We start from the raw sequence: 16,521 nt of genomic DNA on the forward strand, positions 1-16,521 counted from the left end.
GTGCAGACTTAATTTTACAATTTAAGCAGTGTCACAAGCTCTGCATTATCAGAAATGAGAGACTGTATAGAGCAGTCATCGAGCTCAGCAAGAAAAGCAAGCTTTGCTTGGTTAAGCTTGTCTTTGAGACGACAAGCAGGGGTGATATGACAAAACTCACTCGAGCAATTGACCAGTGTCATCGGTTCAATATCTCTAACTACCTGCCCTACTTTGATTTCATGCGCAGGTTTTAATAGGCGAATACCGCCATTCTTACCACGTACGGTTTCGATATACTCTAATTGACCAAGACGGTTAATCACTTTGACCATATGATTTCGAGACACACCAAATAGCTCCGTCACATGAGTGATATTGGTCAATTCACCCTGTGGTAGAGACGCTAGATAAATCAATGTGCGCAGTGAGTAGTCTGTAAAACTGGTTAAATGCATATCGCTTTCCTCAATAGGGGCGAAATATTAAAGCTTTTCTTACGTAAAAGATATATGTAAGATGCAACTATAACATATATTAAAAATGCACGTTTAAAGTAATCAAAGGAAGCCACCATGCTTAGCAACAATACCATTGAGATCGTCAAGTCGACCGCCCCTCTTCTCGCTCAAACAGGTCCAAAACTCACTGCTCATTTCTATGAACGTATGTTCCGTCATCACCCGGAGCTCAAAGACACCTTTAATATGAGCCATCAGCGTCAAGATGAAGCCAGTTCAGGCGCGCAACGCGAAGCGCTATTCAATGCTGTCTGTGCCTACGCTAACAACATCGATAATCTGGAAGTACTTCTGCCCGCGGTTGAAAAAATCGCGCAGAAGCACACAAGCTTTCTGATTACTGCCGAACAATACGCCATTGTAGGTCAGCATCTGTTGGCCACTATTGATGAGTTATTTTCTCCCGGTCAAGAGGTCTTGGATGCGTGGGGAGAAGCTTATGGCCTACTCGCTGACATCTTTATTCAACGCGAAGAGCAAATTTATCAGCAAAATGAATCTCTCTCGGGAGGTTGGCGTGGACAACGTGAGTTTGAATTAGTGGAAAAGCGCGTTGAGAGCGAATTTATCACCAGCTTCATGTTTAAGCCGACCGACGGCGGCACTGTCGCTGCTCACAAGCCAGGCCAATATATTGGTATTTATATCAACTCAGAGTTACTTGAGAACCAAGAGATCCGTCAATACAGCCTCTCCTCTGCTGCGCAAACAGACCAATACCGCATCTCAGTAAAACGCGAGGGGGATGGCAAGGTCTCTAACTATCTGCATGAGCACCTTAACCTAGGTGATCGCGTTATGTTGGCCCCACCAGCAGGGGACTTTTTCTTGGATGTTGAGCCCGAAACCCCGGTGGTGCTCATTTCTGCTGGTGTTGGTCAAACTCCCATGCTATCGATGCTCGAAAGCCTTGAACAGCATACTGCACCTATCACTTGGCTGCACGCAGCAGAGAATAGCCAGCAACATGCCTTTAAGCAGCATATTGAAACGCTAACCAAAAGTCGCAGCAACCTCGACAGTTACGTTTGGTACAACCAACCACTCGCCAGCGATGAAAAAGAGAAAGATTATGCCTTCACTGGCCTTATTGATCTGAATGTCATGAAACAAGCGCTGCAGCAGCCGAATGTGCAGGTGTATTTCTGTGGCCCTGTTGGCTTCATGCAGCATGTAGCAAAACAACTGACTTCGCTTGGTGTCAGCCAAGACCAATTCCATTATGAGTGCTTCGGACCACATAAGGTGGTTTAACTCGACTCGCTCTCAAAGCCCATAAAGACAAAGCCCGAACATTCATGTTCGGGCTTTTCAATTCATCATATCTGCGACTATTGCTTCCGCTTTCACTACCAACGCGTTTCGCGCATCTTTGCTCTGGCAATGATGTTCTCAGGCATACGCTGCTCAAGACCCTGTCTTAGCATAGAGATGCGACGGTGAGTACGCTGATCCGCAGTAACAGAGTTATAGAGCCAACGATAGGCATCTTCGTAATCGAGTGGGCTGCCGAAGTCACGCAAAAGTAACTCAGCGAGTTGAATTCTGGCATTGAGATTGCCCATCGAAGCCGCTTCTCGCAAGTAAGGAATTGCGCGCTCTCGATCTTGCTGTACCAAAGTACCACGCGAATAATATCGTCCCAACTGCTCTAGTGCGGTTGGCAGGCCTTGATGAGCCGCATTTTCCATGTAGTAGAGACCCAGCTCGACATCTTGGTCAACACACACTCCCCACGCTAACATATCACCATAGAGAAACTCATAGGATGGCAAGTTGATACGCGTTGCTCGTGCCACGATATCTTCCACCAACTGGCAGTTATCGGCTTTGACACGTTCAAGGTGCTTATTTTGTTCGATCAGTTTGATCAGCTCTGCTTCACTATATATCGGCACTGGCTCGCCAATGTCACTGCCATTCGCGAAAGCCCACTGACTGTTGAAAGCCAATATTAGAGAAGCGGCTACGGCTCGAAGCTTCATCACTCACTCTCAATTTATAATGGGTATATCACTGCTCTGTGTATGATAGAGCAAGGTTTGATTAGTTTATCGGCGTTGTGCGTCAAAGCTTTAGACAAAATTTGCCATGAGCGGCAAGAAATTGCCATCAAATAGAATAGAGAATGGGGTGCAGATTAGCAAATGCACAGATACAACAAAGCCAGCACGAATGCTGGCTTTGAACTCAATCGAACATCTTAAAGATTAAGAGTTGAATGGGTGTACTTTGATGATTGTCTCGTTACGGTCAGGACCTGTAGAGATAATATCAACTGGAACACCTGTCAGTTCTTCAATACGCTTAACGTAGTCTAGAGCCGCTTGTGGCAGTGCGTCGATAGTCTTAGCACCGAACGTCGTCTCAGACCAGCCTGGCATTGTTTCGTAGATTGGTGTTGCTTCTTCAAATGACTCTGCAGCCATTGGAGAAACTTCTAGGATAGAGCCATCTTTCATCTTGTAACCAGTACAGATTTTTAGCTCTTCTAGACCATCTAGAACGTCTAGTTTAGTTAGACAGAAACCAGAGATAGAGTTGATTTGAATTGCACGGCGCATCGCCACTGCATCGAACCAACCAGTACGGCGAAGACGACCTGTTGTTGCGCCAAACTCGTGGCCAACATCACCTAGGTGTTTACCTACAGGGTCTTGCTTATCTAGACCATCGTACAACTCTGTTGGGAATGGACCTGAACCAACACGAGTACAGTATGCCTTAGTGATACCAAGGATGTAACCGATATGACGAGGACCAAAACCAGAACCTGCAGCAACACCACCAGCTGTCGTGTTAGAAGAAGTTACGTACGGGTATGTACCGTGGTCGATATCTAGAAGCGTACCTTGCGCACCTTCGAACATGATCTTGTCGCCGCGCTTACGTGCTGCGTCTAGTTCGTCAGTAACGTCGATAACCATAGAAGTCAGTAGCTCAGCGAAGCCTTTAGCTTGCTCAAGTACTTCTTCGTAGCTTACTGGCTCAGCTTTGTAGAAGTTCACTAGTTGGAAGTTGTGGAATTCCATCACTTCTTTTAGTTTTTCTGCAAAAGCTTCCATGTCGAAAAGATCGCCAACGCGCAGACCGCGACGAGCAACTTTATCTTCGTAAGCTGGACCGATACCACGACCTGTTGTACCAATAGCTTTTTTACCGCGAGCGATTTCGCGAGCTTGGTCCATCGCAACGTGGTAAGGAAGAATTAGAGGACATGCTTCAGAAATGAAAAGACGCTCGCGTACTGGAATACCGCGCTCTTCAAGAGGTTTCATTTCTTTTAGTAGAGCTTCTGGAGAAAGCACTACACCATTACCGATAACGCACTTAACGTTATCGCGAAGAATACCTGATGGAATCAAGTGAAGAACGGTTTTTTCACCGTCAATGACAAGAGTGTGACCTGCATTGTGACCGCCTTGGTAGCGAACCACGTATTTTGCATCTTCAGTTAAAAGGTCAACGATTTTACCTTTACCTTCGTCACCCCATTGGGTGCCTAGAACGACTACGTTATTTCCCATCTTTCCAAGTCTGATTGCTAGTTAAAAAAGGATTCTAGCATTGAATCGGTGACTATGCAGTCATTTTTTAATCATAGAACTGCAATCTTTCGATAAACCTTTGATCTTGTATGATCATTAATCTTGATCTGCATAGATCTTAATCTTGCACTCACCCTGCGTATTGATCATGGCGCGATACATACCCGAACTGTTCATCGCAAAGTGTGCATTTCCACACTTATCCATTGCAATCAGCCCCCCTTCTCCACCACGAGCTTTTAACTCGCCTTGGATAATATGCTCCGCTGCGCGCTCGATGGTCTCTTGCAAATAGTGCACGCGCGCCGCGACATCAGCAGCGACATTCTCTTGTAAGAAATGCTCACCCATTCCTGTGGTCGACACCGCAACAACACCATTTTCAGCCCAAGTTCCCGCGCCAATTACCGCTGAATCACCGACTCGACCGTATTTTTTATTGGTAATGCCGCCTGTGCTGGTCGCAGCCGCTAAGTTGCCATTGCTATCAAGCGCAACAGCGCCAACAGTGCCGTATTTCTTGTCATCCGGGTAGCTCGACTCTGAAAGCGCAAACAGCCCTTTCTCTTTCATACTCAGCAACTGTTCATATCGACGATCCGTATAAAAGTAATCTTGCTCGGTATATGGAAAGTCTCTCTCAAACGCAAAGCTTTCTGCACCTTCACCAATAAGAAAGACATGCTCGCTATCTTGCATCACCGCCTTTGCCAGCTCAATGGGATGGCGGATATGCCTAACGCCAGCAACAGCACCTGCTTTTTTACCATGGCCATCCATGATGGAAGCGTCCATCTCGACCATCTCTTGATTGGTTAAAACAGAGCCACGCCCCGCATTGAAGTGTGGGCTATCCTCTAGAACTTTAACGGCTGCAGTCACCGCATCGATAGCTAAACCGCCAGAGCGAAGTATCTCAAAGCCGCAACGCACAGACTTTTCAAGATCAGCTTCAATTGCGTGTTGCAACTCTGGCGTCATCTGCTCACGAAGAATCGTCCCTGCACCACCATGGATTGCAATTGAGAAAGGCATGAAAGCTCCTTGCGTGCTGTATAAATTAGTTTATCGATTATGTCTTGAAGGCGAAAAAAAACGCAAGCCGGTTGGCTTGCGTTATTAATCTTTCACAGTGAGTATTAGTGGCCGCCGCAGCAGTCATCACCATTACCGCAATCGCCTTTGCCGCCACAGCACTCATGATCGTCTTCGTGATCATGGCCGTGACCACCACAGCAACCACCTTCTTTGTGGATGTGACCGTGAGCGATCTCTTCTTCTGTTGCCGCACGAGTGGCTACAACTTCTACGTCAAAAGTCAGCGTCTGACCTGCAAGCATATGGTTACCATCAACCACAACTTCGTCGCCATCTACTTCTGTTACTTCTACAGGAATTGGACCTTGATCAGTGTCAGCAAGGAAACGCATACCCACTTCAATTTGATCCACACCTTGGAATACGTTTGCAGGAACGCGCTGTACTAGACCATCGTTGTGCTCACCGTAAGCATCTTCTGGTGCAACGGTTGCAGAGAACTTATCGCCTGCGACTTTGCCATCAAGCTCTTTCTCAAGACCTGTGATTAGGTTGTTGTGACCGTGCAGGTAATCAAGAGGAGCATCAACTGTTGATTGATCAACAACAACACCATCTTCTGTTTTCACTTGATAAGCTAGGCTAACTACAACGTTCTTTTCAATATTCATAACTGCTCCAAGGCGGTTAAACTGAGCCATTGGCTCAGACACAAAAATAAGATTCCCCGCTATTATGGGGATCAAAACTGGAAACTCAATCAATCCGGCTTAAAAATACCGATCATTTGTTGTTCAGGTTGCGTGCTTTGCTCAAGTGATTTGGGTTTACGTTGCTGGGTATGCAGACACTCAACACACTCTACCCACTCAATATTATTGTCGATCCACCAACGCAAGGTGTCGGTCGTTTTGCACTCTGGGCAGGCTGCGCCAGCAATAAATCTTTTTTTCATTCTACTCTTCACTTTTCCAATAGTGGCGCGAGTGCTTATCATCATCCATCTCACGACCAAAGATCTCTTCCAGTTCCTTACGTGCTTCCTTGGCTCTTAGCGCAAGTTGCTGTTCATCATTGTGCTGAGGTAAAAGCTCTTTCAGCATTGCATTATCAAGTTTTCTAAAGTGAGCCTCGGCACGCTTTGCCTGATATGGGTGCATGCCCAGTTCAATTAAGGTTTGTCGACCTAAATCCAGCGCACTATGAAAGGTCTCTCGTGAATAACCTGTCACGCCCGCATTCAGCAATTGATAGGCCTCAACTCGACTGCGAGCGCGTGCCATTATTTTTAGATTAGGGAAGTGATGTTTACACAGCTCCACTACCTGTAAAATTTCGTCAGGCGAGTCCGTACAGACAATCATGGCTTCAGCGGTTTCAGCTCCAGCGGCGCGTAGCAAATCAAGCTGAGTGGCGTCTCCATAAAACACCTTATACCCAAACCGGCGCAGCAGTTGAATTTGGCTAGCATCACTTTCTAGTACGGTAATCTTAATTTTGTTGGCATACATCAATCGTCCGACGACTTGGCCAAAGCGACCAAAACCTGCAATGATGACACGCGGCTGCTTGTTAACAACGCCTTGGACTTCCTCGTCTTCATGACTCGCATTCAATCGACGCGCATACCAATAGCTTTGAGCCATTAGTGCCAAGGGGGTTGTTACCATTGAGATACTCACCACCAGCAGCAAAAATGCCATCAAGTCGGCATTCAATAGTCCTTGCACGCTTGCTGCTGTGAAAATAACAAACGCAAACTCACCGCCTTGGCTCAGGATCACCGCCATTTTACTGCGAGCCTTTGAGCTGACACCGGATAGACGCGCCAACCAATAAATAATCAGAGCCTTAGCACAAACCAACACAGCAACGGCAAACAAGACTTGTAATGGCATCTCGAAAAGTAGTCCGAGATTGACCGCCATACCGACGGCGATAAAAAACAACCCAAGTAGCAGACCTTTGAATGGGTCTATCGCTATCTCCAACTCATGACGATATTCACTTTCTGCTAGTAGAACCCCAGCTAAGAAAGTGCCGAGAGCCATCGAAAGCCCCAGTTTTTGCATCGTCAACGCGATGCCTACCACCACCAAAAGTGCAGCAACGGTAAATAACTCTTTGACTCCACTTAGAACAACATAACGAAACAGGGGGCGCAGTAAAAAGTGACCACCAACAATAAGTGCCAGCACACTCGCCAGTATCCATAAGCCATCACGCCAGTCACCGGAGGTGTTCCCCGCCAAGAGGGGCAACAGAGCCAACATCGGGATCACTGCGATGTCTTGGAATAACAGTACCGCAAAGCCTGACTGCCCCGCCTCTTTTGCTGTCAGCTCTTGCTCTTCTATCACGCGCAGCGCGATGGCGGTTGAAGACAGTGCCAACCCCATGCCAATGGCCAAGCTCGTTTGCCAAGACAGTCCAGATGCTAAACCAATCAACGCGATGACTGCTGTCGTCACACCAACTTGCGCTCCGCCTAATCCAACGATAGGACCACGCATCTGCCATAACTTCTTGGGATTAAGCTCAAGGCCTATCAAAAACAGCAGCAGAACTACACCAAATTCGGAGAAGTGTAAAATCGCGTCGACATCACTGACCAACCCAAGCCCCCAAGGGCCAATCATTACCCCCGCCAGCAGATAGCCAAGCACCGAGCCCAGACCAAGACGCTGGGCCAATGGCACCATAACCACCGCAGCCGACAGAAAGACCACACTACTGGTTAAAAACTCACTCTCAAGCGCCATATTGACCTCCCTCCAATTGAGCAACATCAATCAGCCACTGCCGATATGCTTGCCCATGGGCATGACGCTCTTGGTCTGAGACATTGTGTGACCAATAAAGCACTAACGGCTCAATCCACACCATCAAGCACAGAGCGGCAACTAATTCAAATGGCTGTAAGATCTGCTCCAATGGGTATTTGTTGTAGCCCCTTGTTCCAAATGCCTCTTCTTTGCCACCTGTCGTGATCACATTGCGCCACACCTTCCCTTTGAGTGCGCTATCTCCGCCAAAGGCAAAGCCTTTACCAAGCACTCGGTCAAGCCACTCTTTCATCAAGGCTGGGCAAGAGTACATATAAAGAGGGTGTTGAAATACGATGACATCATGTTGTGAGACCAGCTGGTGTTCCGCTTTCACATCAATAAAGAAGTCGGGGTAGACTGCATAGAGGTCATGAATCGTGACGTGCTCAAGATCGCCTATCGCATCAAGCGCTGCTTGATTAGCAATAGATTGATCAGATTCTGGGTGTGCATAAATAACCAACACACGCAACGGCGAGTCGGATTGAGTGGTGTGCGAATGAGATGATTGGCTGACATCATTATTATGGTGGGTCATTCCTTGCCCTGCTTCTTTTTCCTTTATCGCTCTCAACATACCCGAAATTAAGATAGAATCGACTTTTCTCCTGCCGAGCATGGCAGGGCTTGTTTTTCAGTGCCATTAAGAACGAAGACGCAATGATCACCTTTACTGATATCCAACTTCTCCGTGGTGGAAAGCCACTTCTAGACCAAGCATCAGCCACTATCCACCCGGGGGATAAAATTGGCTTAGTCGGTAAAAACGGCTGCGGTAAATCAACGCTTTTTGCACTAATGAAAGATGAGTTATCGATTGATGCCGGTAGCTTCCAACAACCCAAACACTGGGAGCTCGCATGGGTTGCCCAAGAAACACCAGCACTGGATCGCAGCGCCATCGAATATGTGATTGATGGTGATAGAGAGTATCGCCAACTAGAAAAGCGTCTTGCTGAAGCAGAGCAAGTCGACAATGGCACGCTCGTTGCGGATTTGCATGGGCAAATTGAGACCATTGGCGGTTATACGATTCGCTCCCGTGCGGCAGAGTTACTTGATGGCCTTGGTTTCAGCCAAGACCAAATGCAATGGAACCTGACACAGTTTTCCGGTGGTTGGCGTATGCGCCTTAACTTAGCGCAAGCGCTATTGTGTCGCTCAGATCTACTACTACTCGATGAACCGACCAACCACTTAGACTTAGATGCCGTTATGTGGCTTGAGCGTTGGCTACAGTCTTACCCTGGCACATTGGTCTTGATCTCGCACGACCGAGACTTTCTCGATCCGATCGTCACCCGCATCATTCATATCGAGAATGAGAAGCTTAACGAATACACCGGCAACTACTCCTCATTTGAAGATCAACGTGCTCAAAAGCTGGTTCTGCAACAAGCGATGTTCCAAAAGCAGCAGAAGCAGATGGCGCACATGCAAAGCTACATCGACCGTTTCCGTTACAAAGCGTCTAAGGCTCGTCAGGCACAAAGCCGCATTAAAGCGCTTGAGAAACTCGAAAAGGTGCTGCCTGCCCAATTTGATAACCCATTCAGCTTTGAGTTCCGTGAACCCGCTGCACTTCCTAATCCAATCATGATGATGGATGACGTAGCAGCAGGTTATGACGACAACCTGATCCTAGAGAAAATTCGCCTTAATCTCGTTCCGGGCAGCCGTATTGGCCTACTTGGTCGCAACGGTGCCGGTAAGTCGACCCTAATTAAGCTCCTTTCTGGCGAGCTAACACCACAAGGTGGTGACTTAACCTATTCTCAAGGTGTCAAAATTGGTTATTTCGCTCAGCATCAGCTAGAGACGCTGCACCCAGAAGAAACACCTTTACAACATATGATGCAGGTAGCGCCAAACCACACCGAGCAACAACTGCGCGACTACTTGGGCAGTTTTGGTTTCCAGGGTGATAAAGCACTCGAGAAAGTGGCGCCGTTCTCTGGCGGAGAAAAAGCTCGTCTCGTGCTGGCATTAATCGTGTGGCAAAAGCCAAACCTACTGCTTCTCGATGAGCCAACCAACCACCTTGATTTGGATATGCGCCAAGCTCTTACGCTAGCACTACAAACATTTGAGGGTGCGATGGTCATCGTCAGCCACGATAGATACCTATTACGCGCCACGACAGATGACCTGTACTTAGTGCATGACAAACAAGTGGCACCATTCAATGGCGATCTGACTGATTATTATAAATGGCTGACTGAACAACAAAAAATCGAAAAGAAAGAGGCACAATCTGCGCAGCCAGCCAAAGACAGTAGCCAAAGTGCTGCAGCTAAGAAAGAGCAGAAGCGCCGCGAAGCAGAATTTCGTAAACAGACCGCTCCTATTCGCAAAACTCTGACAAAACTCGAAGAAAAAATGGATAAGTTAGGCGCCGCTGTCGCACAAGCTGAACAACAATTATTAGATAACAGCCTGTATGAAGCAGAAAACAAAGCTAAACTTAACCAAGTACTTGCTGATCAAGCCAACGCAAAGTCTCAACTCGAAGAGGTTGAAATGGAGTGGATGGAGCAGCAAGAGACGCTTGAGCAGATGGAACAGGAATTCAACGCAGTATGACCAATCAGCAGGCACATCAACTTCTCACCATGGAGCAACTGTGGCAATTTAGCCTCGAGTACTACTCGAGCAGAGAAGTGAAAGATGCCTGCCTAGCATTGCAAAACCAGTTTCACGGTAATGTGAATCTGTTGATCGCCCTAAAATGGCTCGATGAGCATCACTACACCATCCAAGAACAGGACTGGCATCGAGTCGAACAATCTCTCGGGCGCACCGAAGCGCTATTGCATCACTATCGAGAGCTACGCAGAAAGCTCAAAACAGCGCTAAGTGACACACTGTACAGAGAAGCCCTACAGTTTGAATTACAACTAGAAAAACAACAGCAAGCCGACCTCGTAGACTGTATTAATCACCTCACCCTCACCAGTAGAGAGGAACACAGTCTAACCCAGATGTACTGCCTACAACTTGGCGCAGAACACCTACAGGCGGCTTTCGCTAAGCCAGTGGAAGCGTTGCTCAACTAAGCAACCGATAGATACAAGGACTGTAGTATATGCCACAATTTATCGCTGCAACGGGCCTAAAAAACCCTCACGCCCAAACCCTATTTCCGCGCATGATTCGTAAGAAAGCGCTGTTTGAGCCTCAATGGCAAACTCTCGACACACCCGATGGTGACTTTCTTGATCTCGCTTGGAGTCAAGACCCTAACCACCCTGATGCGCAGAAAAAGCCGCTATTCGTGCTTTTCCACGGACTAGAAGGCTGTTTTTATAGCCCTTACGCCAATGGCCTAATGAAAGCCTTCGCTGATGACGGATGGCTATCTGTGATGATGCACTTTCGCGGCTGTAGTGGAAAACCTAACCTACAAGCTCGAGCCTATCACTCGGGAGAAACGGAAGACGCCCGTTTTTTCCTTAAACATTTACGCGCTCAGTTTCCTGAGAATAAATTGGTGGCGGTCGGCATCTCCCTTGGCGGCAACATGCTCGCTAACTACTTAGCGAAATACCAAGATGAGTCGCTGATTGATGCGGCCAGTATAATCTCAGCGCCACTCGATCTTGCGGCTTGTTCCAACCGAATTGAGCAGGGGTTTTCCAAACTCTATCGTAACTACCTACTGGGCTCGCTTAAACGCAACGCCATTCGTAAACACCATCTGATCAAGGGTGAACTTAAGATCACTTATCAGAGCATTAAACGCGTCACCCGTTTACAAGAGTTTGATGATTTAATTACAGCACCCCTGCACGGTTTTAAGGATGCTGAAGACTATTACCAGCAGTGCTCTGGGATCAATCACCTCAAAGCCATCACTACACCAACATTGATCATTCATGCCAAAGACGACCCGTTCATGACTGAAGACGTGATCCCCAAATTTATCCTGCCAGATAATATCGATTACCGTCTGTTTGAGCATGGAGGTCACGTTGGCTTTCTCAGCGGCAGTTTACTAAAACCCACATTTTGGCTAGAAGAAGCGCTGCCTGCCTATTACGAATGTCTCTCAAAGTCGGCATAATACGCATTAAGACAGATTGATCATGAAGTGGAGAAGTATTGATGATCATCCCATGGCAAGAAATTGAATCCGAGACACTCGACAACCTAATCAAAGAGTTCATCCTTCGCGAGGGGACCGACTACGGAGAGTATGAAGTCACCCTGGCGCAAAAGGTGGAACAGGTACGCAAGCAAATAGAGGCAGGCGATGCCGTTATCGTCTTTTCTGAGCTACATGAAACCATTGATATTCAGGTTCGTAAGTCCATCGGAAAATTCTAACCACAACCTCGCCAAAGTCACTTTGGTGCGCTAAGGTTAAGCTTCCAAAAATCATAACTATTAAATAGACAGGTAAGTCATGTCAGCCAAGCATCCGATTATCGCGGTGACCGGCTCCTCTGGTGCAGGAACCACCACAACGTCAGAAGCCTTTAGAAAGATGTTCAATATGATGAACGTCAAATCCGCCTGGGTGGAAGGAGATAGCTTCCACCGCTTTACCCGTCCTGAGATGGACGTGGAGATTCGCAAAGCACGCGAGCAAGGCAAACACATCAGCTACTTCGGCCCACAAGCCAACGACTTCTCTGCACTAGAGCAGTTTTTTGCTCGCTATGGCGAAGAGGGGCAAGGGGAAGTGCGTCGCTATCTACATACCTTTGATGAAGCGGTGCCTTACAACCAAATGCCTGGAACCTTCACTCCATGGCAACAACTGCCCGAAGATACCGATGTACTGTTCTATGAGGGCCTGCATGGCGGCGTAGTCGATGGTGAAGTCAACGTCTCTAAACACGTCGATTTTCTGATTGGCATGGTGCCTATCGTTAACTTAGAGTGGATTCAAAAGTTTGTCCGCGACACTCGTGACCGTGGACACTCACGCGAAGCAGTGATGGATTCTATCGTCCGCTCAATGGATGACTACCTAAACTACATCACTCCGCAGTTTTCACGCACCCATATCAACTTTCAGCGTGTCCCTACCGTCGACACTTCCAACCCGCTAAATGCGAAAGGCATCCCAAGTCTGGACGAGAGTTTTGTGGTGATTCGTCTGCGCGGGATCAAAAATGTCGACTTCCCTTATCTGCTAGCGATGATTGACGGCTCATTTATGTCGCGCCACAACACACTTGTTGTGCCCGGGGGTAAGATGAGTTTTGCGATGGAATTGATTGTCAGACCCATCTTACAGCAGCTTATAGAAACTGGGAAAATAGGTTAATTGCGACCAATAACCAGACAACCTTGTCAGTACGTGATCAGGTGCACAGAATCTGAGTAATTATCGGTCATCTTACCCCGTTAAAATCAAGAAATCGCACAAGAAACGCGTTACTATCTTGTCTGAATTACGAGATAGCTTGCAGCAAGTGTCTTCAGCACTTATGCTACTAAGCCTAGTTAAGCTTAGCGCAATAAGGAAAGCAGCAAGCGAACCCTGCAGAGGAAGATATATTTATGGTTCTAGGTAAACCTCAAACCGATCCAACGTTAGAGTGGTTTCTTTCACACTGTCATATTCATAAGTACCCATCAAAAAGCACGCTGATTCACGCTGGTGAAAAAGCGGAAACCTTGTACTACATCGTAAAAGGTTCTGTTGCGGTTCTTATTAAAGACGAAGAAGGTAAGGAAATGATCCTTTCTTACCTAAACCAAGGTGATTTCATTGGTGAGCTAGGTCTTTTTGAAGAAGACCAAGAGCGTACTGCTTGGGTACGTGCAAAATCGCCATGTGAAGTTGCTGAGATTTCATTCAAGAAGTTCCGTCAACTTATCCAAGTTAACCCAGATATCCTAATGCGCCTTTCAGCGCAGATGGCAAGCCGCCTACAAGTGACTAGCCAAAAAGTGGGTGACTTAGCATTCCTTGACGTAACAGGTCGCATCGCTCAGACGCTACTAAACCTAGCGAAACAGCCAGACGCAATGACACACCCAGACGGCATGCAAATCAAGATCACTCGTCAAGAGATCGGTCAGATTGTTGGTTGTTCACGTGAAACCGTTGGCCGTATCTTGAAGATGCTTGAAGAGCAGAACCTAATTTCTGCACACGGTAAAACTATCGTGGTTTACGGCACTCGTTAATTCTCAATGGCTCTCAACGAGTCCGTGTGAATTTTCAGTAAGCTGATTAAATTGAAAAAAACACCAAACCTCCGTTTGGTGTTTTTTTATGTCTTGCCTATTTAAGGTATTAGAGACTACTGGTTAGTACTCTCAAAGATTTTGTCCGCCGACGCTGCGACAAATCCGCGATACAGTGAACCATCGCGGGTCGGATAGCGCTTGGCAAACTCATAAAAACCGCCCGGAATGTGCTGCTCTCCATCACTGAATTGGACGAGTACTTTGTCGGCCATAGTCGATGATTGCTCTAGTAACACCTCGGGAGTGCCTTTCACTTCCCCACCCGATTCATTGATAACAAAACCCGTCTGCCTCAGCCGAGCATTTACGTCAACGACCTCTGCAAACGCATTGAGTTGATTCACGCTGACCGTAAAGTGATTGGCACCATAGCCGTGCGCCGCGAGCCAAGAGGCATACTCACTCTCTTGCGCCAATTGTTGATACTCTTGATATGAGATGTCCCACAAGCGACCCGCAAAGAGAAACTCCGGCGTTAATAGCTTATTGGCATCCAGTTGGGCAACAAGGCGTGCGACGATCGATTGAAGCTGTATTGAACACTCTTCAACTTTCAACTCACTGATAAACACCTTCGGCTGGTTAGGATCGGGATGTTCATAATGCTTCGCTAACAGCTTTTTGCTCTCAAAAACATAATCACCTCCTTCTTGATAACCTAAAGCCAGAAATGGCTTGGCTAAGGTCTCAATACCCAGTGGCTCTATATTAAAGGTCCTCAAAGCAATATGGTCATTAATCAGTGGCTTGTCCTCCTCTAGTATCTGATGTACTTGCTCAGCAGAGGGGCACAAGCGATGAATATAGTCTTGCCACATTCGCGCAAACAGTGTGTCGACGGTGAAAGTTGGGGTCATACTCTCTCCTTGCTTTGTCTTTGAAAAAGAGGGAAAAGGTGGGTAGCTCTCGAGCTACCCTCAGCTTGTGACGAGAAAAATGATTATAGTTTTAACCCAGGGCTTAATGTCGCTGGCAGTAAAGGCTCACTGCCTTCCATCGATGCCATCGGATAGGCACAATAATCTGCAGCATAGAAGGCGCTTGGACGTAAGTTGCCAGAAGCTCCCGGGCCACCAAAAGGTGCGTCTCCGCTTGCTCCTGTCAATTGGCGGTTGCGATTGACAATGCCCGCTCGAATGTTATCGACAAAGTATGCCCACTCGTCATCATCGGTTGAGATTAAGCCGGCCGATAAGCCATAACGAGTGTCATTCGCTAACGCCACGGCTTGTTCCAATCCTTGATAACGAATCACCTGCAATAGTGGGCCAAAGTACTCTTCGTCTGGTAAGGCACTGATGTTAGTGACATCAATAATCGCAGGAGAGACAAACGCAAACCCTTGCGACTGACCTTCCAGCAGCGCCTTGCCACCCAATGACAATAAGTTTGCTTGAGCTGCGAGAATATGGTCGGCGGCTTGCTTTGATATCTGCGGCCCCATAAACGGCGCGGGCTCGGCAAAAGGCTCATCTATGACAATCGTTTGAGTTGCACTAACCAGCTTCTCAAGCAGTGCATCACCTGCCTCTCCTTGAGGGACATATAAGCGACGTGCACAGGTGCAACGTTGACCAGCACTAATAAAAGCGGATTGCAAAATGGTGTAGACGGTTGCATCAAGATCGCCAAACTGCTCGGAAATCACCATTGGGTTGTTACCACCCATTTCAAGGGCGAGCATTTTGTCGGGCTGGCCCGCAAATTGACGATGCAGTATATGACCGGTATTTGCACTACCGGTAAACAAGAGACCATCAATCCCTTTTGCTTGAGCAAGCGCGATCCCCGTCTCTTTGCCACCCTGAACTAGGTTAATCACTCCCTCAGGTAGACCAGACTCCTGCCACAGTCGCATCACAAACTCGCCTGTCAGTGGCGTTAGATCCGATGGTTTAAACACCACCGTATTACCTGCTAAAAGAGAAGGTACGATATGACCATTAGGTAAATGCCCAGGGAAGTTGTATGGGCCAAATACCGCCATGACACCCAACGGGCGATGACGCAGTACAATCTGATTACCGTTGGCTTCACGCTGATGCTCACCGGTACGTTGGTGATAGGCGCGAATCGATATCGCTACCTTACCCGCCATGGCAGCGGCTTCTGTGCGTGTTTCCCACAAAGGCTTGCCAGTCTCTTGAGCGATCACTTCTGCTAGCTGTTCTGCACGCTCTTTGAGCTTATCGGCAAAGGCCAACACATGCGCTTCGCGCTGGGTAAATGTCAGTTTCTTCCAGCTAGAAAAAGCTACTCTTGCTGCGCTGACTGCTGATTCTACTTGAGCAGGCGTGGCACTATCACCTTGCCATATCACCTCATCATTAAATGGGCTAACAGACTGCATCGCCTCACCTTGCCCCGCGATCCATTGTCCTGCAATCCAATGCGTCATAT

17 protein-coding genes are annotated in these 16,521 nt (G+C 47.5%); 7 read left to right on the forward strand and 10 right to left on the reverse strand.

What is annotated here, in order from left to right:
- Positions 1–14: 14 nt before the first annotated feature.
- Positions 15–437: a nitric oxide-sensing transcriptional repressor NsrR gene (gene nsrR / locus QWZ05_RS11480; protein ID WP_264874172.1), complete on the reverse strand. Its 423-nt coding sequence runs from the start codon at positions 435–437 to the stop codon at positions 15–17.
- Between the two features lie 117 nt (positions 438–554).
- On the opposite strand from nsrR, the gene hmpA reads away from it, so the two are divergent.
- Positions 555–1,754 (forward strand): NO-inducible flavohemoprotein, encoded by a 1,200-nt coding sequence (gene hmpA / locus QWZ05_RS11485; protein WP_290298476.1) that lies wholly within the window; start codon positions 555–557, stop codon positions 1,752–1,754.
- Positions 1,755–1,849: 95 nt separating this feature from the next.
- On the opposite strand, the gene motX is transcribed toward hmpA, so the two are convergent.
- From motX to kefG, 7 genes are all read right to left on the reverse strand, one after another.
- The gene (gene motX / locus QWZ05_RS11490) at positions 1,850–2,485 is read right to left on the reverse strand and encodes a flagellar protein MotX (RefSeq protein WP_264874175.1); all 636 of its coding nucleotides are present in this window, start codon (positions 2,483–2,485) and stop codon (positions 1,850–1,852) included.
- A 225-nt stretch (positions 2,486–2,710) separates the two neighbouring features.
- Positions 2,711–4,027 (reverse strand): adenylosuccinate synthase, encoded by a 1,317-nt coding sequence (locus tag QWZ05_RS11495; RefSeq protein WP_264874177.1) that lies wholly within the window; start codon positions 4,025–4,027, stop codon positions 2,711–2,713.
- 117 nt (positions 4,028–4,144) lie between these two features.
- On the reverse strand, positions 4,145–5,083 hold the full coding sequence (locus tag QWZ05_RS11500; RefSeq protein WP_290298478.1) for an isoaspartyl peptidase/L-asparaginase family protein: 939 nt from the start codon (positions 5,081–5,083) through the stop codon (positions 4,145–4,147).
- A gap of 104 nt (positions 5,084–5,187) precedes the next feature.
- Complete coding sequence (slyD, locus tag QWZ05_RS11505; RefSeq protein WP_264874180.1) at positions 5,188–5,757, reverse strand: peptidylprolyl isomerase; 570 nt, start codon at positions 5,755–5,757, stop codon at positions 5,188–5,190.
- 89 nt (positions 5,758–5,846) lie between these two features.
- Complete coding sequence (locus tag QWZ05_RS11510; protein WP_264874182.1) at positions 5,847–6,041, reverse strand: YheV family putative zinc ribbon protein; 195 nt, start codon at positions 6,039–6,041, stop codon at positions 5,847–5,849.
- Between the two features lies 1 nt (position 6,042).
- The gene (gene kefB / locus QWZ05_RS11515; RefSeq protein WP_264874184.1) at positions 6,043–7,848 is read right to left on the reverse strand and encodes a glutathione-regulated potassium-efflux system protein KefB; all 1,806 of its coding nucleotides are present in this window, start codon (positions 7,846–7,848) and stop codon (positions 6,043–6,045) included.
- Positions 7,838–8,452, reverse strand: a complete 615-nt coding sequence (kefG, locus tag QWZ05_RS11520; RefSeq protein ID WP_264874185.1) for a glutathione-regulated potassium-efflux system ancillary protein KefG — start codon at positions 8,450–8,452, stop codon at positions 7,838–7,840. Before kefG ends, kefB begins: the two co-directional genes overlap by 11 nt.
- A 122-nt stretch (positions 8,453–8,574) precedes the next feature.
- Here kefG and QWZ05_RS11525 point away from each other — a divergent pair, with 122 nt between their 5' ends.
- The 6 genes from QWZ05_RS11525 (at position 8,575) to crp (ending at position 14,058) form a co-directional block, all read left to right on the forward strand.
- Positions 8,575–10,497, forward strand: coding sequence for an ABC transporter ATP-binding protein (locus QWZ05_RS11525; RefSeq protein ID WP_264874186.1), 1,923 nt, complete (start codon positions 8,575–8,577; stop codon positions 10,495–10,497).
- On the forward strand, positions 10,494–10,970 hold the full coding sequence (locus QWZ05_RS11530) for a TIGR02444 family protein (RefSeq protein ID WP_290298481.1): 477 nt from the start codon (positions 10,494–10,496) through the stop codon (positions 10,968–10,970). The genes QWZ05_RS11525 and QWZ05_RS11530 overlap by 4 nt, the downstream gene beginning before the upstream one ends.
- 29 nt (positions 10,971–10,999) lie before the next feature.
- Complete coding sequence (locus tag QWZ05_RS11535; RefSeq protein ID WP_264874190.1) at positions 11,000–11,977, forward strand: hydrolase; 978 nt, start codon at positions 11,000–11,002, stop codon at positions 11,975–11,977.
- 41 nt (positions 11,978–12,018) lie between these two features.
- Complete coding sequence (locus QWZ05_RS11540; protein WP_264874191.1) at positions 12,019–12,240, forward strand: YheU family protein; 222 nt, start codon at positions 12,019–12,021, stop codon at positions 12,238–12,240.
- A gap of 79 nt (positions 12,241–12,319) precedes the next feature.
- The gene (locus QWZ05_RS11545; RefSeq protein WP_264874192.1) at positions 12,320–13,189 is read left to right on the forward strand and encodes a phosphoribulokinase; all 870 of its coding nucleotides are present in this window, start codon (positions 12,320–12,322) and stop codon (positions 13,187–13,189) included.
- 236 nt (positions 13,190–13,425) lie between these two features.
- Positions 13,426–14,058, forward strand: coding sequence for a cAMP-activated global transcriptional regulator CRP (crp, locus tag QWZ05_RS11550; protein WP_004410522.1), 633 nt, complete (start codon positions 13,426–13,428; stop codon positions 14,056–14,058).
- Positions 14,059–14,174: 116 nt separating this feature from the next.
- Here crp and QWZ05_RS11555 read toward each other — a convergent pair whose 3' ends face one another.
- A complete protein-coding gene (locus tag QWZ05_RS11555) occupies positions 14,175–14,978 on the reverse strand; it encodes a DUF1338 domain-containing protein (protein ID WP_290298482.1) in 804 nt (267 codons plus the stop codon).
- 83 nt (positions 14,979–15,061) lie between these two features.
- A complete protein-coding gene (astD, locus tag QWZ05_RS11560) occupies positions 15,062–16,519 on the reverse strand; it encodes a succinylglutamate-semialdehyde dehydrogenase (protein WP_290298484.1) in 1,458 nt (485 codons plus the stop codon).
- Positions 16,520–16,521 lie beyond the last annotated feature (2 nt).

It is taken from the genome of Vibrio agarivorans (assembly GCF_030409635.1).
GTDB lineage: Bacteria > Pseudomonadota > Gammaproteobacteria > Enterobacterales > Vibrionaceae > Vibrio > Vibrio agarivorans.

Coding starts and splice junctions, on each gene's coding strand:
- nsrR (WP_264874172.1), bottom strand. CDS start 437: ATGCATTTAACCAGTTTTACAGACTACTCACTGCGCACATTGATTTAT.
- hmpA (WP_290298476.1), top strand. CDS start 555: ATGCTTAGCAACAATACCATTGAGATCGTCAAGTCGACCGCCCCTCTT.
- motX (WP_264874175.1), bottom strand. CDS start 2,485: ATGAAGCTTCGAGCCGTAGCCGCTTCTCTAATATTGGCTTTCAACAGT.
- QWZ05_RS11495 (WP_264874177.1), bottom strand. CDS start 4,027: ATGGGAAATAACGTAGTCGTTCTAGGCACCCAATGGGGTGACGAAGGT.
- QWZ05_RS11500 (WP_290298478.1), bottom strand. CDS start 5,083: ATGCCTTTCTCAATTGCAATCCATGGTGGTGCAGGGACGATTCTTCGT.
- slyD (WP_264874180.1), bottom strand. CDS start 5,757: ATGAATATTGAAAAGAACGTTGTAGTTAGCCTAGCTTATCAAGTGAAA.
- QWZ05_RS11510 (WP_264874182.1), bottom strand. CDS start 6,041: ATGAAAAAAAGATTTATTGCTGGCGCAGCCTGCCCAGAGTGCAAAACG.
- kefB (WP_264874184.1), bottom strand. CDS start 7,848: ATGGCGCTTGAGAGTGAGTTTTTAACCAGTAGTGTGGTCTTTCTGTCG.
- kefG (WP_264874185.1), bottom strand. CDS start 8,452: ATGACCCACCATAATAATGATGTCAGCCAATCATCTCATTCGCACACC.
- QWZ05_RS11525 (WP_264874186.1), top strand. CDS start 8,575: ATGATCACCTTTACTGATATCCAACTTCTCCGTGGTGGAAAGCCACTT.
- QWZ05_RS11530 (WP_290298481.1), top strand. CDS start 10,494: ATGACCAATCAGCAGGCACATCAACTTCTCACCATGGAGCAACTGTGG.
- QWZ05_RS11535 (WP_264874190.1), top strand. CDS start 11,000: ATGCCACAATTTATCGCTGCAACGGGCCTAAAAAACCCTCACGCCCAA.
- QWZ05_RS11540 (WP_264874191.1), top strand. CDS start 12,019: ATGATCATCCCATGGCAAGAAATTGAATCCGAGACACTCGACAACCTA.
- QWZ05_RS11545 (WP_264874192.1), top strand. CDS start 12,320: ATGTCAGCCAAGCATCCGATTATCGCGGTGACCGGCTCCTCTGGTGCA.
- crp (WP_004410522.1), top strand. CDS start 13,426: ATGGTTCTAGGTAAACCTCAAACCGATCCAACGTTAGAGTGGTTTCTT.
- QWZ05_RS11555 (WP_290298482.1), bottom strand. CDS start 14,978: ATGACCCCAACTTTCACCGTCGACACACTGTTTGCGCGAATGTGGCAA.
- astD (WP_290298484.1), bottom strand. CDS start 16,519: ATGACGCATTGGATTGCAGGACAATGGATCGCGGGGCAAGGTGAGGCG.